Annotated in this window: 18 protein-coding genes and 4 pseudogenes; 10 read left to right on the forward strand and 12 right to left on the reverse strand. The window is 67.2% G+C overall.

All coding sequences use genetic code 11. The features are described from left to right. Positions 1-96: 96 nt before the first annotated feature. Together P2L57_RS38725 and P2L57_RS38730 are read right to left on the reverse strand one after the other, a co-directional pair. Positions 97-267, reverse strand: a complete 171-nt coding sequence (locus tag P2L57_RS38725) for a hypothetical protein (protein WP_275823080.1) — start codon at positions 265-267, stop codon at positions 97-99. Positions 268-876: 609 nt separating this feature from the next. Further along, positions 877-2139, reverse strand: coding sequence for an exo-alpha-sialidase (locus tag P2L57_RS38730; RefSeq protein ID WP_275823082.1), 1263 nt, complete (start codon positions 2137-2139; stop codon positions 877-879). A 445-nt stretch (positions 2140-2584) separates the two neighbouring features. Between P2L57_RS38730 and P2L57_RS38735 the strand changes: the two are divergent. After that, a pseudogene (locus P2L57_RS38735) lies at positions 2585-3643 on the forward strand (integrase core domain-containing protein). Positions 3644-4172: 529 nt separating this feature from the next. Here P2L57_RS38735 and P2L57_RS38740 read toward each other — a convergent pair. Further along, positions 4173-4607 (reverse strand): ATP-binding protein, encoded by a 435-nt coding sequence (locus P2L57_RS38740; RefSeq protein WP_275823084.1) that lies wholly within the window; start codon positions 4605-4607, stop codon positions 4173-4175. A gap of 456 nt (positions 4608-5063) precedes the next feature. On the opposite strand from P2L57_RS38740, the gene P2L57_RS38745 reads away from it, so the two are divergent. Both P2L57_RS38745 and glpK read left to right on the forward strand, forming a co-directional pair. Continuing rightward, positions 5064-5831 carry an IclR family transcriptional regulator gene (locus P2L57_RS38745; protein ID WP_275823086.1) on the forward strand — a complete coding sequence of 256 codons (768 nt, stop codon included), beginning with the start codon at positions 5064-5066 and terminating at the stop codon, positions 5829-5831. 42 nt (positions 5832-5873) lie between these two features. Then, entirely contained in the window at positions 5874-7379 is a 1506-nt protein-coding gene (gene glpK, locus P2L57_RS38750) for a glycerol kinase GlpK (RefSeq protein ID WP_275823088.1), read from the forward strand. Here the strand turns inward: glpK and P2L57_RS41020 are convergent. From P2L57_RS41020 to P2L57_RS38760, 3 genes are all read right to left on the reverse strand, one after another. Beyond that, complete coding sequence (locus P2L57_RS41020) at positions 7366-7671, reverse strand: transposase (protein ID WP_372516086.1); 306 nt, start codon at positions 7669-7671, stop codon at positions 7366-7368. The genes glpK and P2L57_RS41020 overlap by 14 nt on opposite strands. A gap of 92 nt (positions 7672-7763) precedes the next feature. After that, positions 7764-8492: an SDR family oxidoreductase gene (locus P2L57_RS38755; RefSeq protein WP_275823091.1), complete on the reverse strand. Its 729-nt coding sequence runs from the start codon at positions 8490-8492 to the stop codon at positions 7764-7766. A 99-nt stretch (positions 8493-8591) separates the two neighbouring features. Then, entirely contained in the window at positions 8592-9260 is a 669-nt protein-coding gene (locus tag P2L57_RS38760) for a nitroreductase (RefSeq protein ID WP_275823093.1), read from the reverse strand. A 146-nt stretch (positions 9261-9406) separates the two neighbouring features. Between P2L57_RS38760 and P2L57_RS38765 the strand changes: the two genes are divergently transcribed. Further along, on the forward strand, positions 9407-10057 hold the full coding sequence (locus P2L57_RS38765; protein ID WP_275823095.1) for an FMN-dependent NADH-azoreductase: 651 nt from the start codon (positions 9407-9409) through the stop codon (positions 10055-10057). 391 nt (positions 10058-10448) lie between these two features. On the opposite strand, the gene P2L57_RS38770 is transcribed toward P2L57_RS38765, so the two are convergent. The 4 genes from P2L57_RS38770 to P2L57_RS38785 all read right to left on the reverse strand — a co-directional run bounded on the left by P2L57_RS38770 (position 10449) and on the right by P2L57_RS38785 (position 12969). Further along, positions 10449-10934 (reverse strand): MarR family winged helix-turn-helix transcriptional regulator, encoded by a 486-nt coding sequence (locus tag P2L57_RS38770; protein ID WP_275823097.1) that lies wholly within the window; start codon positions 10932-10934, stop codon positions 10449-10451. A 230-nt stretch (positions 10935-11164) separates the two neighbouring features. Next, the gene (locus tag P2L57_RS38775; protein WP_275823099.1) at positions 11165-11317 is read right to left on the reverse strand and encodes a hypothetical protein; all 153 of its coding nucleotides are present in this window, start codon (positions 11315-11317) and stop codon (positions 11165-11167) included. Between the two features lie 83 nt (positions 11318-11400). Continuing rightward, positions 11401-11985 (reverse strand): hypothetical protein, encoded by a 585-nt coding sequence (locus P2L57_RS38780; protein ID WP_275823101.1) that lies wholly within the window; start codon positions 11983-11985, stop codon positions 11401-11403. Positions 11986-12732: 747 nt separating this feature from the next. After that, on the reverse strand, positions 12733-12969 hold the full coding sequence (locus P2L57_RS38785) for a hypothetical protein (RefSeq protein WP_275823113.1): 237 nt from the start codon (positions 12967-12969) through the stop codon (positions 12733-12735). On the opposite strand from P2L57_RS38785, the pseudogene P2L57_RS38790 reads away from it, so the two are divergent. From P2L57_RS38790 to P2L57_RS41230, 3 genes and pseudogenes are all read left to right on the forward strand, one after another. Continuing rightward, positions 12868-13694 (forward strand): annotated as a pseudogene (locus tag P2L57_RS38790) (integrase core domain-containing protein); the annotation flags it as partial. The gene P2L57_RS38785 and the pseudogene P2L57_RS38790 overlap by 102 nt on opposite strands. Positions 13695-13776: 82 nt before the next feature. Continuing rightward, positions 13777-13932, forward strand: a pseudogene (locus P2L57_RS38795) (integrase core domain-containing protein); the annotation flags it as partial. Positions 13933-14695: 763 nt separating this feature from the next. After that, positions 14696-16867 (forward strand): helix-turn-helix transcriptional regulator, encoded by a 2172-nt coding sequence (locus P2L57_RS41230; protein WP_425574857.1) that lies wholly within the window; start codon positions 14696-14698, stop codon positions 16865-16867. Positions 16868-17160: 293 nt separating this feature from the next. Here the strand turns inward: P2L57_RS41230 and P2L57_RS38810 are convergent, their stop codons facing one another. Beyond that, a complete protein-coding gene (locus P2L57_RS38810; protein ID WP_275823103.1) occupies positions 17161-17535 on the reverse strand; it encodes a hypothetical protein in 375 nt (124 codons plus the stop codon). Here P2L57_RS38810 and P2L57_RS38815 point away from each other — a divergent pair. Continuing rightward, positions 17528-18058 (forward strand): integrase core domain-containing protein, encoded by a 531-nt coding sequence (locus tag P2L57_RS38815; protein WP_275823105.1) that lies wholly within the window; start codon positions 17528-17530, stop codon positions 18056-18058. The two genes, P2L57_RS38810 and P2L57_RS38815, sit on opposite strands and share 8 nt — an antisense overlap. Before the next feature lie 221 nt (positions 18059-18279). Here the strand turns inward: P2L57_RS38815 and P2L57_RS41025 are convergent. Then, positions 18280-18594, reverse strand: a pseudogene (locus tag P2L57_RS41025) (recombinase family protein); the annotation flags it as partial. A 186-nt stretch (positions 18595-18780) separates the two neighbouring features. Between P2L57_RS41025 and P2L57_RS38820 the strand changes: the two are divergent. Both P2L57_RS38820 and P2L57_RS38825 read left to right on the forward strand, forming a co-directional pair. Further along, positions 18781-19122 carry an antibiotic biosynthesis monooxygenase family protein gene (locus tag P2L57_RS38820; RefSeq protein WP_275823107.1) on the forward strand — a complete coding sequence of 114 codons (342 nt, stop codon included), beginning with the start codon at positions 18781-18783 and terminating at the stop codon, positions 19120-19122. 325 nt (positions 19123-19447) lie between these two features. After that, the gene (locus tag P2L57_RS38825) at positions 19448-21340 is read left to right on the forward strand and encodes a galactose oxidase early set domain-containing protein (RefSeq protein ID WP_275823109.1); all 1893 of its coding nucleotides are present in this window, start codon (positions 19448-19450) and stop codon (positions 21338-21340) included. Positions 21341-21511: the final 171 nt, after the last annotated feature.

The following is a 21511-nucleotide window of genomic DNA, read 5'->3' on the forward strand; positions in this document are numbered from 1 at the left end:
CCGTCGCCTGCACGGTGAGATAGGCCACGTCCCACCCGCCGAATACGAAGCTACCTACTACACGGCAACCAAGAAACCCCAGGTCACACCCGCGATCTAGAGTCTCCGACCAACCCGGGGCGCTTCAGGCCCGCCCGTCCTGATCAGCTCGGGTACACCCGCCTCTGTGACGGCGCACAGCGCACGGGAGATCAGCTGGCCGTAGAGCAGATGCCGCATGGTGCGGGCCGCTACCAGGTCGGCATCGGGCTTCATGGTGCTTGTCACGATTTTCCGTCCTTCCAATTCGGTACGTGCGCAGGTACACGTCACTGGCGTGCAAGCCTGGGTGCGTACTTCAGAGCGGAGCGAAAGCAGCCGCCGACCTGGCGCGACAGCGCACAACCCTGTCTTCCTCAAGGCAAGCCAGCGGCCGCATACCGGACCGGCGACCGCCGACAAGGGATGTGGACGCGTTAAACGCATGTGAAAATATCACCCCATTGGTGCACACCGCTTCGGCCACCACCCGGTCCCGTCCCCTGAAGTGGTGTAGCCGATCAAGCTGGTAAAGGCGCAGTTCGCGACCGGAATCACGGTTCCGGAGGCCGCCGCCCGTAGACTGACGAGAGGTCATCCAGCAGGCTTCGGCACGAGCGTGCCACTCGACCTGCTGGCAGCCGAGCGCCGGTGAAGATCTCAAGCACGATCGGTTACCACTTGGCGGGACACCATCGGATCGCGTGATGCGGACCTGCTGGTCGCTGATCTCGTACATCACGCGGTAGAGCCCGACGTGGATGCGCAGCAGGTCGGCGCATTTGTGACCTAGCGTCACAGTCCTCTTGATCACCATCACGTTCCGATTGCTCGCTGAATGTTGCCTGCGGGCGCGATCTACTGAGTGGATACCCCTGTGCCGTAGTAAGCCCTGCAAGTCCCGGCTTCGTCACGCGTGGTGATCTCCAGGACCTGTTTCCCGTTGTTGCCGACCGGGAGTAGTGCAGGGCTGTAGTTCGTGCAGGGCCCCACCTTCCGGTTGTTTTCGGGAGCCGAAACGGGGGCCGGGATCACCGACCAGGGGCCGGTACCGCCCGAGCTGTTGACGAGCAGGATCGCGCCATTGCCGGGAGCCGGTGAACCGTCGGGATTGTTGAAGGTCAAGCTGGCCAGCAGGATCCGCCCGTCCGGGGTGACCGTGAATTTCGGCGTGTGCTCCGGAATCCAGCCGTTCGGTCCGACGACCGGGGTACCGGGCGTGGCCGGGTTTCCCCAGTCACGACCGTCGTGAGAGAGCCGGTAATGCACCGCGCACTCCGGGCCGGTGGTGCCGCACAGCTCGTAGGTCATGAAATACTGGCCGCTGGAGAGTCGAGCAACCACCGCCATTCCAGGGCGGGCAGGGCGATCAGGCAGGGCCACCACCTGCTGTTTCCGCCCCCAGTGGATACCGTCCGAGGAGACGGTTCGTGCCAGCATCTGACTGTGTGCGGGGTCGGATTCGTCGGAGAAATAGCAATTCAGCTGTCCGGAGGCGTCGATAGAGAACTCCGGTTCCCACACACCCCCCTGGTTCGGCGACGTGTAGCACGTGGACAGGAAGGACCAGCTGTGGCCGTGATCCTCGCTGCGCCAGACGGGAAGCGACATGGGGCGCGCTTCGGCGTTCTTGGCGCCCGACAGGAGCAGAGTGCCGGCGGGTAGCGCTCCGACGGGGCGGGACAGCTCAAACAGACTGGTGCAGCACAGGTTGTTCGGCGACGTGCCAGGGTCAAGCGGCGCGATGCGGGTGAAGGTCTTGCCCTCGTCGGTACTCGCGAAGATGGGGTCCTCGGCACGCTTGCCGACAAAACTGCGGTAGGTCGCGAGGATGGTTCCATTGGCATTTCCGGAATGCTGTAGCCGGATCATCCACGGGTAATGCGCGGCCTGCTGCCCCAACGGCTTGCCCTGTTGCCCCGACGACGTGCTCAGGGAGCCGCTGTTACCGTCGCCGCCGGGCGGCGACATGCCGGTGGTGACCGAGGTACCGGCAGGCGTGCTGCTGGAGGACGCACTGCCGCTGGAGACGGTGTTGTTGCATGCCGCCAGACTGAGCACAGCTATCAGTAGGACGGCGGCCGTGTAAGCCTTTCGTAAGGTCTTGAGAGTGGGACCCATGTGCATGTTCCTCTGCTCGGTGAATCGACGTGGTGAGCGAAGTGTGGACGGCCGCTGCACAGGTACTGGACAGGGGCAGACACGCACACCGCAGAGCAGTAGTTCCGCCGCCCACACGATCGGCACACTGTTACAGCACTTCGTGACCTTCGGTGCAACAAGGCGACAAGGCGGGGCTTCGAACTTGAGCGGTGCGCTTCGCCGGGTCTCCTAACGGGTTGTTACAGTGCGTGACGCTGCTGATGGCTGCTGCCCCGGGTGCAGGAATGCCGGTGGGTCTTGTAAGTGCCAGAAACCCCGTCCACGCGGGTCAGGTCCCCTGAGCGCTACTGCCACGCCTCGCAGTTGACGACCGGGGGCCTTGCCCCGCGGGTCGCTGGCTCCGTCAGCTCGAGGCCAGCATGGTTCGACGCTGCTGCGACTGCCGTACCTGGTCTTGACAAGCATGTTCACCCTGATGCGCCTTCTCCCGATAAGCGACCGCGATAAGAATGCCGAGATCCTGGCACTGCGCCACCAACTCGCCGTACTTCAGCGGCAGATCGACAAACCGAAGCTGACCTGGCCGGACCGTGCACTGCTGGCCGCCCTCCTACATCCCCTCCCCCGGGTACGTCTTCTTCGTCAGCTACCGCTGATCGTCTCGCCGGACACGGTGCTGCGTTGGCACCGCGACCTGCTGCGGCGCCCTCACGCCAAGGCCTCCCGCCCCAAACGTCTCGGTCGACCACGCACGGTACGCTCTATCCGCGACCTGGTTCTACGGCTCGCGCGAGAGAATTCCAGCTGGGGCTACCGGCGCAGCCATGGCGAACTCGCCGCCCTCGGCATCAAGATCGCCGCCGGCACCGTATGGAATATCCTCAAGGAGCACGGCATCGACCCCGCACTCGAACGCGACCACACCACGTGGGCGACATTCCTGCGTTCCCAAGCCCAGGCCATCCTCGCCGCCGACTTCTTCGAGACCAAGACCCTGACCGGGGCCACCCTGTACGTCCTCGCGGTGATCGAGCACGCCACCCAGCGCGTGCGGATCCCGGGCGCAACCGCGCATCCGAGCGCGACCTGGGTCACCCAGCTCGCCCGGAACACGGTCATGGACCTCCAAGACGCAGACGCCAAGGTGAAGTTCCTGACCCGAGACCGGGACGCGCGCTACCCGGCGTCCTTCGACGCCGTCCCGCAGGCCGAGGGCATCGAAGTCATCCAGACCGGCATCCGGAAGCCGCGTAGGAACGCGATGATGGAACGGTGGGCGCGATCCTGCCGAACCGAGCTCCTCGACCGCACCCTCGTCTGAAGCCAGGCCCATCTACTCCACGCACTACGCGAGTACGAGCAGTTCTCCAACGAGCATCGCCCCCATCGCACTCTCGAAGGCGCCGCTCCCCTACGCCCGCTGCCCCAACCGATCAGCGATCCCGGCCAACTCACCTACCTCGACGTCCACCGACGCGATCACCTCGGCGGCATCCTTCACGAGTACCAACATGCGGCGTGACCCCAGTGCGAATGTGTTTCTTGGCACCTGCGCCGCCGACCGCCGGAACAACCGGCCAGAGAGGAGGACTTGGAGACATCCATGCTCAAGACTCTGGCCAGGAAGCATCAGTCCACCGTCTCCAGGATGGCTCGCCGACACAGGGCGACCGTCCAAACGCCCGACGGGCCACGGACATGCACGCAGGTCATAGTCAAGCGCAGCGACGGAAGGAAGCCACTGGTCGCCCGCTTCGGCGGAATCCCGCTGAAGCGACAACGCTTTGCTGACCTGGCCGACAGGAAACCGTCAACGAGATACACCGGCAGCAACGAGCTGATCCACCGGCTCTTGGCAGGGCAGTGCGAGATGTGCGGATCGCGGAATGAGCACCACGACCGCTCGTCCGACCGCCGCTCATCGCCGAGGTCTGCGAACCGACCGCAGTCACCACTCGCGACACACCGCCATCGCCGGTGCTCCGGTGCCGGCAGCCGCCGTGGGACAGGCCGTGGCTCCGCTGGCGAGCGTCTCGGTCCGGAACGGCCGATCAGGACACGGGCAGGTCCGCCCATCGCACGACACCGCCACATCTGGCGTGAGTGCCATGGCGCACCGAGAGTGCGGTGACGATGGCGAGCCCGCGTCCGTGTTCGTCGGGCGTCGCCATCTCCTCGGCACATGGCCGGGGCCGAGGCACCGGCCCGCCATCGGTGACTTCGACGCGCAGGGTGGGACGCCCTTCGGTCTCACTCCAGCACAGCCGCAGCACGGCCGGGGGCAAGGCATGGAGGATCGCATTCGTGATCAGCTCCGAGATCACCAGGAGCGCGTCCTCCAGACTGTCGGCGGGCACGCCCCAGTCAGCCAGGAGCGTATGTGCCCGCCGCCGTACGGTTGCGACAGCCTCACGGATGTGTGGGACCGGAAAGAGGTAGTCGGCATCGATCGGCGTCGCCACTGCCGCCCGCTCGGAGCCGTTCACGACTGCCGTACTCATGGTGTCCCTGCTTCGACCGAGCGCGCTCTGGCGAGACGCGCATGATGGTTCTGTCCGACGATGCCGAACGCGCGCGGAGACCGCTTCGCCGCGCCCTTGCGGAGGCCCCTCGTCAGCGCGCCGCCGACCTCTGGGATTCTCAGCTGGTCCGCCACATCTCCTCCTCCGCGAGCACTGACGGCTACCTGCCTGTACCGATCACCCCTTGAGCCGGCTTCGGCTTCCCACCGAAAGGCCACCGGGGGCCGCGCCCACTTGCTGGGCACTTGTACCGATACGGACGCTATGGACCCTGGCGGCCACGGTCAACGAATAGCGGTCGGCATTACCGAACGCTTTGGTGTAATGGTGAACAATCTTCCCAGTTTGCCATCAGCGCCGCCATAGTCGGCACTCCTGGTCGACAGGCTGAGCGCCTGGACCGAGAGCTACGATCGCGTCATGGCCGGCCCGGTGCAGTCGATCGAGCGGGCGGCAGCGATCCTGCGGCTGCTCGCCGGGGGCCCCGGTCGGCTCGGCCTGGGCGAGGTGGCAGCCTCACTGGGCCTGGCGAAGGGCACCACCCACGGCATCCTGCGCACCCTGCAGAGTGTCGACTTCGTCGAACAGGACGAGGCGACCGGAAAGTACCAGCTGGGCGCGGCACTGCTGCACCTCGGAACCAGCTATCTCGACGTCAACGAACTGCGGTCCCGTTCCATCAACTGGACTGATGCCCTCGCCGCCCGTAGCGGGGAGGCGGTCCGCCTCGGCGTGCCCCTCGAAGGCAAAGTACTCATCGTCCACCATGTCTTCCGCCCCGACGACACGTTCCAGACGCTGGACGTGGGCTCCTTGCTGCCGCTGCATGCCAGCGCTCTCGGCAAGGTCCTGCTGGCGTACGGGGCCGCACCGCTGGAACCACTTGTGGAAGGCGAACCAGAGGCCTACACCCGGCACACAATCGTCTCCTCTCAGCGGCTCAACCGGGCACTGGCCGAGACCCGGGATGCCGGGTGGGCCGCCGCCGTCCAAGAAATGATCATGGGTGAAGCAGACATCGCGGCGCCGATCCGCGGGCAGGGCGGGCTCGTGGTGGGCGCGGTCGGCGTGTCCGGCCCCGTTGAACGCATCTGCGACAGCAAGGGCCACCCCCATACGTCTCTCGTCGGCCTGACACGCAATGCCGCACGGGCGATCTCACGAGATCTCGGTGCGGCCCGCTGGTGACCCCCATGCCCACCTCGAACATGTCCGAAGGCAGGCTCGGCCATGGTTGAACGCTATGTGATCTCCATCGACCAGGGCACCATGTCCACCCGGTGCATCCTCTTCGACCACCGGGGACGGCTCGTGTCGGTCGCGCAGAAGGAACACCGGCAGCACTTCCCCAAGCCCGGCTGGGTGGAGCACGACGCCATCGAGATCTGGTCCAATCTGCAGCGCGTCGTGCCGCGGGCGCTCGATAACGCCGGTGTCGGTCCCGACCAGATCGCGGCGATCGGTATCGCCAACCAGCGCGAGACCACCGTGGTCTGGGACCGTCGGACGGGAGTCCCCGTGGGCCATGCGATCGTCTGGCAGGACACCCGCACCGACGCACTCGTCGAGAAGCTGCGGCGCGAGGTCGGTGACGACTTCTTTGTCGAGCACTGCGGCCTCTCGCCCACGACCTACTTCTCCGCGCCGCGGATCCGCTGGCTCTTCGACCACGTCGACGACCTGCACGAGCGTGCCGAGAGCGGAGAAGTGCTGTTCGGCACGATGGAGAGCTGGCTGATCTGGAACCTCACCGGCGGGCCCGCCGGCGGACTGCACATCACGGACGCCACCAACGCCAGCCGCACCATGCTCATGAACATCCGCACTCTGGCCTGGGACGACGAGCTGCTGGCGTATTTCGGCGTGCCCCGCCCGATGCTGCCGGAAATCCGCTCCTCCGTGGAGTCCTACGGCGTAGCCCATGCGCTGCTGCCGGACGTTCGCATCGGCGCCGCCCTCGGCGATCAGCAGGCGGCCTTGTTCGGGCAGACCTGCTTCGCCCCCGGGGAGGCCAAGTGCACCTACGGAACCGGCAGCTTCCTACTGCTCAACACCGGTACCAGCCTCGTACGGTCCCGGCATGGGCTGCTCACCACGGTGGGCTACAAGGTCACGGACCAACCGACGGTCTACGCTCTGGAGGGGCCGATCGCCGTCACCGGCTCGTTGGTCCAGTGGTTCCGCGACCGCTTGGGGCTGATCAACAGTGCGCCGGAGATCGAGACCCTTGCCCGCAGCGTCGAGGACAACGGCGGCTGCTATATCGTTCCCGCCTTCTCCGGACTGTTCGCCCCCCATTGGCGCAGCGACGCCCGCGGCGTCATCGTCGGCCTCACGTCATACATCACCAAGGGCCACCTGGCCCGTGCCGTGCTGGAAGCCACCGGCTGGCAGACCCGGGAAGTCGTCGACGCCATGAACGCCGACGCGCCCCTCGCCTTGAAGGAGCTGAAGGTCGACGGTGGTATGACGGCCAACAACCTGCTGATGCAGTTCTTGGCCGATGTGCTCGATGTGCCCGTGGTACGCCCGATGGTCTCGGAGACGGTCTCCCTCGGCGCCGCATACGCCGCCGGCCTCGCCGTCGGCTACTGGCCGGACCTGGAAGGCCTGCGCCGCAACTGGCACCGGGCCGGCCAATGGCTGCCCACGATGGACCCCGGACGACGGGAGGCGGAATACGACAACTGGAAGCGGGCCGTCGAGCGGTCGTTCGGGTGGATCAGGTCGCAGTAGCCGTGATGGCAGAAGTCCTGACGCCTTCACTACGCCCGGGTGGCGCCTGCCGCCTCCGCACCCCTGATGTGCCTCCGCCCCCCTGATCTGAAGGCAGACGCCGCGCCAGGCGGATCCAGTCCCGCGCCGCTGTCTCGGTCAGGTCGAAGTCCTTGGCGACCTGACCGAGACAGCGGTCACCCCGTCGGCACAGCTCGACGATCTCGGCCTTGAACTCCGGTGTGAACGGGCGGCGAGGACGCGGCTTCTTCTTCCCCTGCTCTCCATGGTGGACATCCTTCCGGGGACTCAACCCCTGATCTCGGATGTCCGTCGAAGCGGATCAAGCCCAATAGCAGAACAGGGCGGCGGGCGCACCGAAACAGTCCCAGTTCGTGGAGCGCGTCAGGAGAGCCAGTCGGTGTAGCGGGTGGCGGCGAGGTGGGCGTCCTTGTCGGTGAGGACGTCACCCTTGACGACGGCGAACATGCCGGCGGTGGGGTCGGTCATGACGGTGCGGTTGTCGCCCTTGTGGGACAGGGTGATCCGGCCCAGCTCGTCCAGGGTGAAGATCTCGGGGCCGGCGATGTTGCGAATGCCGTTCAGCGGGGCGCCCGCGGCGACCTCCGCGACCGCGGCGGCCACGTCCTTGGAGGCGATCGGCTGGATCGGCGTGGCGGGCAACCGGACGGTGTCGGCGTCGGCGGTCCAGGACAGGACGGCGTCCATGAACTCCATGAACTGCGTCGCCCGGACGATCGAGTAGGGGATCGGCCCGGCCGCGAGGATCTTCTCCTGGAGCGCCTTGGCCCGGTAGTAGTCCAGCTCCGGGACTTGGTCCGTGCCGACGATCGAGAGGATGACGAAGTGGCCGACGCCGCCCTTCTGGGCCGCGGCCAGAAGGTTGTCCATCGAGGTCTGGAAGAAGGCCGGGGAGGCTTCGTCGAAGGTCGGCGAGTTCGTCAGGTTGACGACGACATCGGCTCCCGCCACCGCCTCGTCCAGCCCCTGACCACTGATGACGTCGACTCCGCTGGACTTCGAGTGCGGTACCGCCTCGTGCCCGGCGGCGTTCAGCTTCTTGACGACCTGCGACCCGATCAGCCCGGTACCGCCGATGACTGCGAACTTCATGACGTGCCTTTCATCCGTGTTTTGTGCGCAATATGGCATATCGACAGCTATATGGGACCGGCAAGGAACGGCGCGCCGGTCGGCCGAGGGCGGGTGATGTCAGCCGCCGCCGACGAACGTGACCGTCTCGTCGAGCGGCGCCCGACCCGTACGGGCGTCACCCGCCGTGACGTCCTCGAACCCGATCGACATGCCGCAGAAGAGGATGAGCTCGTCCGGGGGTGACAGGACCTCCGTGACGGTCTTGTGAAACTTCGCCCACGCCATCTGCGTGCAGCTGTGCAGCGCTTCGGCGCGCAGCAGCAGCATGACGGTCTGCAGATACATGCCGACGTCGGACCATTGAGGTCGCCCCAGGTCGCGGTCGATGTAGCAGAACAGGGCGGCGGGCGCACCGAAACAGTCCCAGTTCGCAGCAGCGGCCCGCTGGCGCGCCTCCATGTCCTCACGCGGAATACCGAGTGCTCCGTAGCGCTGCTCCCCGAAGGCGGACCGGCGCTCACGGTAAGGGGACTTCAGCGCGGGCGGGTACATCTCGTACTCCGAATCGTCCCAGGAGTCACCTGCGGCCAGGCGCTCGCCGACGCGCTTCTTGATCTCGGCCAACGGCGCACCGGTCACCACATAGGCGCGCCACGGCTGAAGGTTCGAACCGGACGGCGCCCAGGCCGCGGCGGACAGCACGCGCTCCAGCGTCTTCCTCGGGACGGGTTGGTCGGTGAATCGACGCACCGCCCGTCGGCTCGTGACCGCCTCGTAGACATCCATGATCACCCACCTCCATCTGCTCAACGGGGTCATCTTCATTACACTCACGACAGTATCATTCGATACCGTATCGAGTGCAACTATCATCGAGCACGAATCCTCAGCCCCTGGTTTCCCGCTTGGGGCACCGTTCCTTGGAGAAAGCCATGGCTACGCTGCTGCACATCGACTCGTCCGTGTTCCCGGGCGAGGCGTCCTCGTCCCGTTCGGTCACGGCCGCCTTCCGCAAGACCTGGGAGGAGCAGCACCAGGGAGGCACGGTGATCTACCGCGACCTGGCCGCCGACCCCGTCCCGCACATCACCGCCGACGCCTGGTCCGCTGGTTACGCCGCCCCCGCCGAGCGCACCCCGGAGCAGTCCGCCGCATTCGCCGCGCGCGTGAAGCTCATCGAGGAACTGGAAGAGGCGGACGCCATCCTGATCGGCGCTCCCATGTACAACTTCTCGGTCCCGTCGACCCTCAAGGCGTGGCTGGACAGCGTGCTCCTGCTCGGCCGCACCGCAGGCGAGACGCCCTCAGCCCAGGGCACCCCGGTGATCGTCGTCGCCAGCCGTGGCGGCTCCTACGCGCCGGGCACCCCACGCGAGGGCTACGAGTTCGTACAGAACTATCTGGAGGCCGTCCTCAAGGAAACTCTCGGCCTGGACCTCGACTTCATCGTCCCGGAACTCACCATGGCCCCCCGCAACCCGGCCATGTCAGAACTCGTCCCCCTCTACGAGGCGTCCCGCAAGCGCGCCTTCGAGGACGCGACCACCAAGGCCAAGGAACTCGCGGAGCGCCTCGCCGCGTAACCGCCAGGCAGCAGACGCCGCGCGACGCCTCGCCCCAGGATGTCACACGGCGTCCTCGGCGCCTGCGCCCTTTCCGAAGGCGCCCGTGGCGCCCTGCACCCGGGGCAGACAGCGCGGCGCCGAGGGGCGGCCGGCTGTTCGCTCTGTCGACGGGAAGCCCATCGATACGACGGTGGCACCGGGCGCGGGTGAAAAGCACACCACCGGCCAGGTGTGCGGCACGGCAGCCGTGCGGCGACTCGCCCCGTCGGCAACGAAGCCCTGGCCAACCGCCCGTCGGCAGGCCGGAGCGTAGCGACGAGGACCGCAGCTCTCAATGCGGGGGTTCGCCGCGGAAGCCGCATGAGACGAAGCGCGCCAACGCGGCGGTCAACCGCTGCACGGGGCGGGCTTACGCCTCGTCGTCTGCGGGATGGGCAAGCCGGGTCAGCAGGGCCGTCAGTTGATCGGGCTCGCCGGGTCCCAGTTCGGCGACCAGGCGCTCAGCCAGCGGCTCCGCCGCCACATGGGCTGCGTCGAAAAGTTCGAGTCCCTGAGGTGTGATCTCCACCGCCCGCACCCGCCGGTCCCCCGGAACGGCCTTGCGCACGGCCAGGCCCTTCCGCTCCAGGTCGTCCACGACCCGCATGATTCCCGCCTTGTCCGACCCCGTCGCTGCCGCCAGGTCACGCTGCACCGTGGGCCCGTGGTTGACCAGCTCGATCAGTACCGCGAAATGCCGCAACTCGACGCCGAGCGGCCGAAGCGCCTCCCCCATCACCGCGGCCGCGTGCCAGTGCGCCCGGCGCAGCAGCAAGCCGAGAGCGAATGGCGAGACATCCCCGGGGCGGTCGGTCGCACGCGAGGCGGTGGTTTGGTGAGGAACATCGGCGGCCATGGAACCAGGCTACTTCATTCGATACGGTCTCGTTTGAAACTAAATCCGGCTACGTCTGCTGCGGCCCTCTTGCCGCACGCATGCAGTGCAATCGGCCAAGACCGCCCGGAGGAATGCCTGGCGTGTGCTTGCGGCCTCTACCTCGACCACCCAGCGGACTGACCCCTGCACGAACTTCCGCAGCACCAGGGCAAGTACGCCGCCAGCTGAGCCGGATCCCGCCGCACACATCAACCGTCGTCACCGGCGCGGCGGCGCTTCAGCCGCGAGCCGAGGAGGAAGACGCCGCCGCCCGCGACAAGGGTGCCCACGGCCAGCAGCATCAGATCCTTGGTGTCCTGGCCGGTGTTCGCGGTGGCGCCCCGCACCGTACCGTTGGCCATGGACGCTGGCAGAGCCGAAGCCCCGGCGGGCGCAGGCACCCGGGCGCCCCCTCCCGGTCCAGCCCACCCCTGGGGGGATCCGCCTAGGAGAAGGGGACGTAGTAGCCGCAGGAGGCGTTGTTGAAGGCGTTGGTGTTGGCGCCGGTGGAGAAGCTGTGGGTGTTGCCGGTGACCGTGGTGGAGCAGTCGCCGAGGTTGGTGTTCGGGGCGTGTCCCTTGATGACCGCGGCGGCCATGAAGCTCTTCGGGTACGCGTATTGGGAGCCCTGGTCGTAGGGCGGCACGTCGATGGAGACCGGCTGGGAGCTCGAGAAGCTCTGGCCGTTCGGGCTGAAGTCAACGCGTCCGACGGAGTTGTTGCGCTCATCGTTCAGGTAGACAGTACCGGAGAACTGGGTGTTCACGGTGGTCCAGTGAATCTCCGCGTAGACCTGGCGGCAGGCCGGGTACCAGCCGACGTACAGGTCGCCCACCTTGAACTGCGTCCACCAGTCCGTGGTGTTGCCGTAGAAGTGGTACTGCACAGGCACGGAGTTACCCAGCGACTGTCGCCCGGCGCTGCAGTCCGTGGCATGGGCGGCACCGGTCGGGACGGCGACGAGGGTGGCTGTCGCCGCGGCGACACCGAGGCCTGCGACGGTGCGGCGCAGGTGAGTACGGATGGACATGGTTCCCCCCTGGATGCATGGTTGACGACGATCCCAGCCGTGGCGTTTGGTGAGCTTCACGAAAGGTTCCCCTGTGAGGTGCGGTGAACAGTGACCGAGAGACACACCGCCCGAGGCGGCCTGCCGAAGTCCCCCACCCCACACAAGCCCACGCGTCCCGCTCCTGGACTCGGGCTGTCAGGGGCGCGACTTCGACGGTGACGCTGATGAGCAGGGGCGCGATTTGCGTTCGAACGCGAACCTAGGCCCTTCAACGCATCGTGTGGAGTGTCTAGTTGCACGGTGAGGAGAGGATTCCGGTGCCGCTGTGCACAGCGAGCCGGGAAAGCGCAGGTGGGGCCTGTTTCAGCGCTGACCGCCCACCCGTACGCAGCAGCGACGCACGCACCGCCAACCGGCACACCGTCGCACCACCGCAGGGTTGGGACAGCCCCGCGCCCTACCAGCGCCACGACGTCGCGGTCATCACGGTGGCCCCCGGCCTGACCGCCGCCCGGTTCCGGGCCATGACGACCCCCGCCCCAGCCGCAGTCATCCTCCGTACCTACGGCGTGGGAAGGCCCCTGCGACGAACCCGGCCTCGATCGAGCAAGCCGTCCACGAACTGACCACCACCGGCAGTGCGCCTGCCGAGAATGTCATCCGCGCAGTTCAGGCACTTGCAGGGCGGTCGCGGCAAGATGAGCATTCGTGTTGCTTCGTCTCGCCTACTTGACCATCACCAACGCGTTCGCCGCCCTGCGGCTTCTACCGATGAGCGACCGCGACAAAGACGCGGAGATTCTCGCCCTGCGCCACCAGATCACGGTCCCTGAGCGGCAACTCGGCGGGGACCGGGTGAAGTTCACCTCGGAAGACCGGGCCTTCCTCGCCGCTCTGCTGATGCCGCTGCCGCTGCCGCGCCAGGTCCTGCGCCGGCTCCGGTTGCTGGTCCAACCCGACACCGTGCTGCGATGGCACCGCGACCTGATCAAACAGCGCCACGCCCGCACCTGCCGACCGAAGAGGCCAGGCCGCCCGCCCACCGTTCGCTCCATCCGCATCCTTATCCCGCGTTCAGTCCGGGAGAACCCATCGTGGGGCTACCGCAGGGTGCACGGCGAACTCGCCACCCTCGGCATCAAAGTCGCCGCCTCCACCGTCTGGGAAATCTTCAAGACCGAGGGAATCGACCCCGCGCCCGACCGGGCCGCCACCACCTGGGCCGACTTCCTGCGCTCCCAAGCCGACGCCCTCCTGGCCTGCGACTTCATCGAGACCGTCACCCTGACCGGCCAGCGCCAGTACATCCTCGCGGTCATCGAGCACGCCACCCGCCGCGTCCGGATCCTCGGCACCACAGTGCAACCCACCGCGCAATGGGTGAGCCAGGCCGCACGAAACCTCGCATGGACCTCGAGGACGCCGCAGCCACCGTCACTTACCTCATCCGGGACCGAGACTCGAAGTTCCCCGCGCTCTTCGACCAGATCCTGGGAGCCGCCCGCATCCAGGTCGTGCTCACCGGCATCCGGATGCCGCGCATCAACGCCATCATGGAGCGCTGGGTCCAAACCTGCCGCCACGAACTCCTGGACCGCACGCTCATCTGGAACGACCGCCACCTGCGCCACGCCCTCCGGCAGTTCGAGCTACACCACAACACCCACCGGCCCCACCAAGCCATCAATCAGGCAGCACCCCTACGCGCCGTCCCCGAACCGCTCAACTCCGGATCGCTTCCGTTTCTTCCTGCGCGATCGGGACGGGAAGTTCTGCGACGCCTTCGACGCCGTCCTCGCCGGCGCAGGTGTGCAGGTCCTGCTCTCCCCGCCAAGATCACCGAAGGCGAACGCCTTCGCAGAACGCTGGGTCGGCACCGTCCGCCGCGAATGCACCGACCGCCTGCTCATCATGAACGAGCGGCACCTACGCACTGCCCTGGACACCTACACCGACCACTGCAATCGGCACCGCCCCACCAATCCCTCCTCCAACGGCCTCCCCAAGCCGCGGAGACGGGCCAGTCAGCCCTTGCAACCCCGCCCGGAAACCGCATCCGCCGCACTCAACCGCTCGGTGGCCTCATCAACGAGTACCAGCAAGCAGCCTGACCGCGCCAAGACAAACGACCTGGTCAACAGCCCGAACCAGGATTTTCACGCGGGACACCCTGCTACGAGGTCTGGCCGCGATGTCCGGCCGCTCCGGTGGCTACTTCGGCGGCGACGAACCGCCGCAGAACATGAAGGAGTACGACCCCGAGTGGGCCCGCGCCTTCTGGACCGGCTCGGCCACCGCCTCCAACGAACACACCCGCATGCTCGCCGCGGTGAAGGCCCCCGTCCTGCTCGCCCACCACTACCGCAACGTCGACGAGGAGACCGGAACCCTCCTGAGCCCTCTCCGACCTCCAGGCCCGGCAGGTCCGCGCGATCGTCACCCGGACCGGACAGAGATGCGACTACCGGTCCTTCCCGGACGCGGCCCACGCCATGCACGCACACGACCCGCAGCTCTACGTCGAAACCCTCGGGGCCTGGGCATCGACCCTCGACTGACAGGCGTCCGCATCGGCACGGACACGCTTCGGAGGCAGCCCCCACGGGCAACCTCCCAAGCCCGTCGGCCGTGGGGCAGGCCAGGAGGCCGCCCCGACCTCAGGCGGCTGTGCTGCCTGGCACTGGCAGGGGCAGGCACCCGCCACCGTCGGCTGTCCATACTCGAGGCCATGAGGAACACCACACAGCTGGGCCGGTTCCTGCGAGCACGTCGGAGCCAACTCCAGCCCTCCGAGGTCGGGTTGTCGCAATACGACGAGCGCCGTCGGGTCCCCGGCCTGCGCCGGGACGAGCTGGCCCAGCTGGCGGGAGTCAGCGAGTCGTACTACACGCGGCTGGAGCAGGGCGTCTCGCGCCGCGCGTCGACGGAGGTGCTGGACGCGCTGGCCCGCGCTCTTCGCCTCGACGCGACCGAACGCCGCCATCTGTACGACCTGGCTGGTGTCGGCCGCAACGGCGGCGGTCATCGGGTGGTCAGGGCGCCCGCGCCCGAGCGGATGAGCGAGACCACCCGGCAGCTCCTGGACGCCTTCGGGGAGACCCCGGTCATCGTGTTGGGCCGCCGCAGCGACGTGCTGGGATGGAACCGGAGCGGGCACGCGCTCTTCGCCGGGCACCTCGACCCCGCGAGCCCCGACGACCCGGCCGCGCGTCCGAACACCTCGCGGCTGGTCTTCCGGGACGCGCACACCCGGGAGCTGTACGAGGACTGGCCGAAGAAGGCCCGCGACGCGGTCGGCCGGCTGCGGCTGGCCGTGGGCCGGTATCCCGGCGATCCGCTGCTGGCCGCGCTGATCGGCGAACTGGCGATGCACAGCACGGAGTTCACCGCTCTGTGGGCACAGCACCGGGTCCGTGCCTGGGATGTCGCGGCCTACCGGATGCGCCATCCGCTCGTAGGTCCCCTCGACGTCCTCCAGCAGGCCATGGCAGTCCCGAACGACCCGGGACAGCGCCTGGTCGCGGTGACCGCCGCGGCCGGTTCCAGCACGCAGGCCGCACTGCGCCTGCTCGCCCAGGCCGCCACCCCGGACCGACCCGCCCTCGGGTCGTCCGCAGTGGTCCTACGAGACCAGCAACAACACGATCCAGAGCGGCTGGGCCACGGACCTACCGATCTGCATGGACGTCGGCGGGGACCACATCAGCAACGGCAGCCCCGTCCAGATCTGGACCTGCAACGGCACCGGAGCCCAGGTCTGGCGCATCATCGGCCAGTCCCTCTACAACCCCCAGTCCGGCCGCTGCCTCGACGACCCCTCCGGCCAGATCGCCCAACTCCAGATCTGGGACTGCAACATCGGCGGCAACGCCAACCAGAACTGGGACATCGTCGGCTACGACGGGACTCTGTGACGTCCTCCTGCAGCGGGAAGAGCCAGCGCGGTCGCCCCTTCGACGGCGGGGGATTGGGGTGGGCCCGGCCGTGTTCCCCTGCCGATCCCGAGTACACCGGAGTGAACTTCCTGGAGGCATGGTTCGTCCAGGGAGGCAGGAGCCATGACAGCGGCCCCGCAGGCCGAGCCGGTTGTCCGGGACGTCCGAAATCCGGAACGCCATTCTCAAACCCAGGGCGGTTCAACGTGCAAGAAGTCATCAGTTACATCGAAGAGCAGCGGAAGCAGTACCAAGGGCACGACTTCTTCGTCCGGCTGCTCGCCCACGAATCACTGCCAGGGGAGAAGCGACTGGCATGGGGCCCGAGTGTCGTCCCCTTCATCATGGGCTACTCGGACCTGAACAAGTACGTCTTCCGCAAAGGCGAAGGCGATGCAGGGCTGGAGACGTTGCAGGTTCTGTTGAACGCCCACACCTACGAAGAGGACTTTCACTGGCAGTGGATGCTGAACGACCTGGCCAGGCTCGGTGCCGACAGCAGGATGCCGCTGTCGGACGCCGCTCGCGTGCTGTGGGGGGAGGATTTCAAGCACTCCCGGCGGCTCTGCCTGGAGTTGGCCGCATTGGCGTCCGGCGCGCCGACCCACGTCGTCTTCGCCATGGTCGAGTCCATCGAAGCCGTTTCGATAACGATCTTCGAGCGCTGTCAGGGAATCACGTTGCAGGGCGGACAGGAATGCGAGTTCTTCGGCACCAAGCACTACCAGGCGGAGGCGTCGCACAGCATCAAGTCACCGGAAGTAGAAGAATCGATCCTGCCGGTTCTTGACACGGTCCAGCGGGCAGAGTCGATGCGGATGGTGGACCGGACCTTCTCCCTGTTCGACGACTGGTCCACCTCGCTGCTGCGATTCGCGACCGAGAACGACGAGCACCACCTCGCCTACGAGAGAATGGTGCGCCAGAGCAAGGCAATGCTCCCGGCAGCTGGCGTCGTCATGTAGCGGCACTGACACGAGGTCTGGGTGCTTGCGAGGCCGCCCCGTCGGACGGCAGCCCAGCGCGGACCGACCGCGCCGGGCTGCCCACGGCCTGTCCGGTCACCTTTGGCGACCGGCCCATCGGCCGGGAGGTCCGGGAATTCGTCGAGCGGCAACCTCTCGATTCGGACCCCGTGCGCACGGGGTGAGTCCCAGTACAGAACAGTCGGACCCGGCCCGTGGAACCGTTCGGCCCGGACCGCTGACGCCGCACCGGTCCGTGGCCCGCTGAGCCTTCGTCGTCTTCCGCGGCTGCTTCAGCCGGTGGTGCAGTACCAGCTGTAGGGGTTGTAGGTGGCGTAGACGGGCGCTCCGTCGTAGGTGGCGCCGTACTCGCGCCGGCACTCCTGCCAGACGTTGATGGGGGGGCGGCCGGAGTCCCAGGGGGCGACGCAGGCCCAGCCGTAGACGTTGTACTGGATGGCCTTGGCCCAGTAGTACGAGTTGTACTGGTTCTGGCAGGCGGCGTTCAGGTCGAGACCGCCGAGGTCCTGGGCCGAGGCCGGGGTGGCGCCGAGGCCGGCGCCGATGAGCAGGGCGGCACCCAGGGTGATGCCGATCCTGGCGACGCGTCGCCGGATCCTCCTGGGGAGCTTGCTGGTTGATGTGCTGGAGGCTGTCGAGGTGCGCATCATTGGCTCCTTCTCCGGAGTCCTTCGGGATGCTGTGCGTGCGCGGCTGCGTGAGAGCGGAATCGTCAAGGCCGTACAGGACCGGCCTCGTGGCGCCCCACGCGCCTCCCGCGGTGTCATGGACCTCGAGGACGCAGGCTTCAGGGCCCGCTATCTGATCAGGGACCGGGACGGCAAGTTCCCGCAACTGTTCGATGCTGTCCTTCAGGACGCAGGCATCGAGGTCGTCCTCAGCGGCGCCCGGATGCCCCGCATGAACGCAATCATGGAGCGTTGGGCGCAGACCTGCCGCCGAGAACTCCTGGACCGGACACTGATCTGGGACCAGCGCCATCTCCTTCGCGCCCTGCGCGAGTTCGAGACCTTCTACAACACGCACAGACCGCATCAGGGCCTCGCCTACACCCGCCCTCTGCATCCGCTGCCCAAGCCGATCGAGGATCCAGAGCGGATCGCGCGCCTCGACATACGACGACGCGTACGGCTCGGCGGCACCCTGCACGAGTACACACATGCGGCCTGACCAGCATGGATGAAGTATTCGGCAAGCGCAGCGTTACGCTCGTGCAGCCAGGTGGCGATCCGCCGAGCGGATACTCCTTCCATCGTCCAGCTGACCATGTCACGTACGTGAACCACTTCCTGCGGGTCGGACACCAACTGGACCAGCACCAGGTCCCCCTTGGCGACTCGCGTGCTGGTGAACCCGTACGGCGCCATGCCGCTCACGTGCCCACCGGCCGCGCGCAGCGTCTCCTTAGCAGACTTGATGTACGCGGACTTGAGGTCTGATTCGTGCTGGGCGAGGGCTGCGATCAGCCCGAAGATCGCGATACCCATAGGAGTCGACGTGTCGAGGTAGGGCTCTTCAACGGAGACGAACCGGACGCCGTAACCCGCGAGTTCCTCATTGATCTTCATAGCTTCGAGAGCGCCCCGCCGTGTGAGCCGGGAGAGCGAGTACACGACCACTGCGTCGACACGCCGCTGCCTGACCGCCTTCATCATTTCTTCAAAGCCGGGCCGGTAGACCTTGGAGTCCCATCCAGACTTGCCCATGTCCTCGATGTACCCGGCGTTCTCCTACTCCTTCGCTGTGATCAGCGCATCACACTTGAGACCCTGCGCCGCAGGGGACGTTCTCGAATCATCCTCACGAGCTTTCGACTGTCGTCTGTAGGACACTGCACGCACGACACTGAGAGTAGGGGCGGGATGGCCATGCCCCCGGACGAAGGATGTCATGTGGCTAGTGTTGTAAAAATCAACGTACTCACCGTCCCGCCGGAGATGCGGGACACCCTGGAGCAGCGCTTCGCCGCGCGGGCCGGGGCCGTCGAGAGCTCCGACGGATTCGAGTGGTTCGAGTTGCTGCGCCCGGTCGAGGGCACCGACCAGTACCTGGTGTACACGCGCTGGCGCAGCGAGGAGGACTACCAGAAGTGGGCGTCCGGCCGGATGCAGGCCTCGCACCGCGGCGCCGGTTCCGCCTCGGGATCCGCGGAGGGGCAGCCGAAGCCCGCCGCGTCCGAGGCTACTTTGTGGTCCTTCGAGATCGTACAGCAGGCGGCGCCCAAGACCGACTGATCGAACCCGTCGATGGCGGTGCGGATGTCCGGGCGGCATCCGCACCGCCCTCGTGCTGCCACCGCCCCGCCACCACCGCCCGCAACCGCGCTCACCGCCGCCGCACTGACGAGGCATCAGTCACCGGACATTTCCGTGCACGGGCCTTCTGACATTCCGCCATCGAACCCGTCCAGCAGCCGGTCGTACCTCGTACGAGCGATCTAATGATCTGACTAATCACCTGCTCGGCAGGACTGGGGATCATCCACAGCGCCATGTACGGCTGCCGTCTCGGCGCCGCAGTTGTGTTTGCCCATGCCCATCCTGTGCACCGAGGAGTGTCATGTCCAAGAAGAGACTGACGGCGGTGATGTCGGCGTGCGCCGTCATCTCCGCCCTCACCATCACCACGGTCCTGACCAACCCCGTATCCGCCAGTGCCCGTTCGGCACCCGCACCGGCCGCGCGCAAGGCAGCCATGCCGGGAGCGTTCAGCGCCCGGCGGGTGCAGGCCGAAGTGCGACCCGAAGAGGTCGCGGCGCTCGGCCAGGACCAGGCCAAGGCGCTCGCCTGGGCCCGACTGGTCGCCCGGGACCCGCAGGACGACTATCCGCAGTCCCTCCGTACCGCGAGCCTGCGGGCGCTGACCAGATCGCAGCGAGCGGCCAACGAGAAGTTCGACTCTTCGGAGTTCGGCCTGTTCCGCAAGTACTTCCAGTCCCCGGACTTCGGCGACCACATCGCCCTGCTGCCCACCGGCAAGGTGCTGTTGTTCTCCTTCGAACGGATCGAGACCAACCCGACCAAGGAGCCCGCGCCCACCAACACCACCGGCCCGGACAACGCCGGGCGGGCCTGGATGTGGGACCCGGCCAAGGGCTACGGCCGCTCGGCGTTCACGAAGGTCACTCCGCCGACCGTGGACATGCCGGACGGCACCAGCAGCCCGCGCCCGGCGCCGTTCTTCTGCGCGGGCCACGCGTACCTGCCCAACGGGATGCTCGGGGTGTTCGGCGGCAACCTCGGCGGGAAGGGCGGCAGCGGTGCCAAGCTGGCGCTGGTGTTCAACCCGTGGGACGAGCAGTGGTACCTGAACAAGGACCTGTCGGTAGGCCGCTGGTACCCCTCGGTTGTGACGGGGGCGGATGGACGGCAGCTGATCTTCTCCGGGCAGTCCGAGAACGGCTGGGGCACACCGACCCCCGTGGTGGAGCGCTTCCCCGCGCAGGGCTTCCGGCTTCCGGTGAACAAGACGGACGTCCCGCAGGGCTGGCCCGCGGACCGTTTCAAGCAGGACGCTCCGTTCACCACCGACTACCCGCACCTGTTCTCGCTACGCGACGGCAAGATCTACGCCCTCGGCCGTGACGCCAGTCAGCAGTGGCTCTTCGACCCGGTCAAGCAGACCCGCACCGACCTGCCGCCGCGCCCCGACGGCATGAGCCGCAACTACGGCTCCGCGGTGGCGCTGCCCGGCGGCTACCGCGGCCCGAAATCGGCGCTGGTGCTCGGCGGTGACCGGGACGACCCGAACACCTACAAACTCTCCGGCGGCAAGTGGACCATCGAGAAGCCGCGGGCCTTCGGCCGCACCCAGGACGACACCCTGGTCCTGCCGGACGGCACCCTGCTGACCGTCAACGGTGCCGTTGACATCCGGGACTACGGCAACGGCACGTACAACCCCAAGGCCGACCTGAAATACCGCCAGATCGAGTTGCGCGACGAACAGGGGAACTGGAAGCTCGGCCCCGTCCAGCGGCTGCCTCGCGGCTACCACTCCAACGCGGTGATCCTGCCCGACGGGCGCATCATGATCACCGGAGACGAGCTCCAGGAGCTCGCCAACGACCCCGACATCACCGACGACAACAACGGCAGCATCGAGATCTACGAGCCCGCGTATCTGCACCGCGGCCCGCGGCCGAAGCTGGACAGCGTCTCGGAGACCTCGCTCGCCTACGACGCCGAGTTCAAGGTGACCACCTCGACGCCGGAGGACGTCCAACGGGCCGTGCTGGTGGCACCGATCACCTCCACGCACTCGGTCGACACCAGCCAGCGGCAGCTGGACCTGCGGATCGCCAAGCGCGACGCCGACACGCTCACCCTGGAAGCGCCGCCCCAGGCGGAGGCCGCACCGCCCGGCTACTACATGCTGTTCCTGCTCAACGGCCGCGGCGTGCCGAGCATGGCCAAGTGGGTACAGCTCAACCCGGACGGAGAGATGGGATAGGTCCCGCCAACCGCCGGATCCTTGCCATTGTGCCCAGGGTCCCGGGCCCGGCGTGGGTACCTGGCGCGGCCCCGGTCCTCTATCGGTAGCAGGCCGGGGGGGCGTGGCAAACCCGCCAGGCGGGTGGGTTGGTTGTATTTCGCGCCTTTGCCTACGGGGGCAACAACAGCC

The sequence above is a fragment of the Streptantibioticus ferralitis genome (assembly GCF_029223525.1).
Lineage (GTDB): Bacteria > Actinomycetota > Actinomycetes > Streptomycetales > Streptomycetaceae > Streptantibioticus_A > Streptantibioticus_A ferralitis.

Bases quoted from the DNA above. Each gene is read 5' to 3' on its own strand.
- P2L57_RS38730 (WP_275823082.1), bottom strand. From the start codon at position 2,139: ATGGGTCCCACTCTCAAGACCTTACGAAAGGCTTACACGGCCGCCGTC.
- P2L57_RS38745 (WP_275823086.1), top strand. From the start codon at position 5,064: ATGGCCGGCCCGGTGCAGTCGATCGAGCGGGCGGCAGCGATCCTGCGG.
- glpK (WP_275823088.1), top strand. From the start codon at position 5,874: ATGGTTGAACGCTATGTGATCTCCATCGACCAGGGCACCATGTCCACC.
- P2L57_RS38755 (WP_275823091.1), bottom strand. From the start codon at position 8,492: ATGAAGTTCGCAGTCATCGGCGGTACCGGGCTGATCGGGTCGCAGGTC.
- P2L57_RS38760 (WP_275823093.1), bottom strand. From the start codon at position 9,260: ATGGATGTCTACGAGGCGGTCACGAGCCGACGGGCGGTGCGTCGATTC.
- P2L57_RS38765 (WP_275823095.1), top strand. From the start codon at position 9,407: ATGGCTACGCTGCTGCACATCGACTCGTCCGTGTTCCCGGGCGAGGCG.
- P2L57_RS38770 (WP_275823097.1), bottom strand. From the start codon at position 10,934: ATGGCCGCCGATGTTCCTCACCAAACCACCGCCTCGCGTGCGACCGAC.
- P2L57_RS38775 (WP_275823099.1), bottom strand. From the start codon at position 11,317: ATGGCCAACGGTACGGTGCGGGGCGCCACCGCGAACACCGGCCAGGAC.
- P2L57_RS38780 (WP_275823101.1), bottom strand. From the start codon at position 11,985: ATGTCCATCCGTACTCACCTGCGCCGCACCGTCGCAGGCCTCGGTGTC.
- P2L57_RS41230 (WP_425574857.1), top strand. From the start codon at position 14,696: ATGAGGAACACCACACAGCTGGGCCGGTTCCTGCGAGCACGTCGGAGC.
- P2L57_RS38810 (WP_275823103.1), bottom strand. From the start codon at position 17,535: ATGCGCACCTCGACAGCCTCCAGCACATCAACCAGCAAGCTCCCCAGG.
- P2L57_RS38825 (WP_275823109.1), top strand. From the start codon at position 19,448: ATGTCCAAGAAGAGACTGACGGCGGTGATGTCGGCGTGCGCCGTCATC.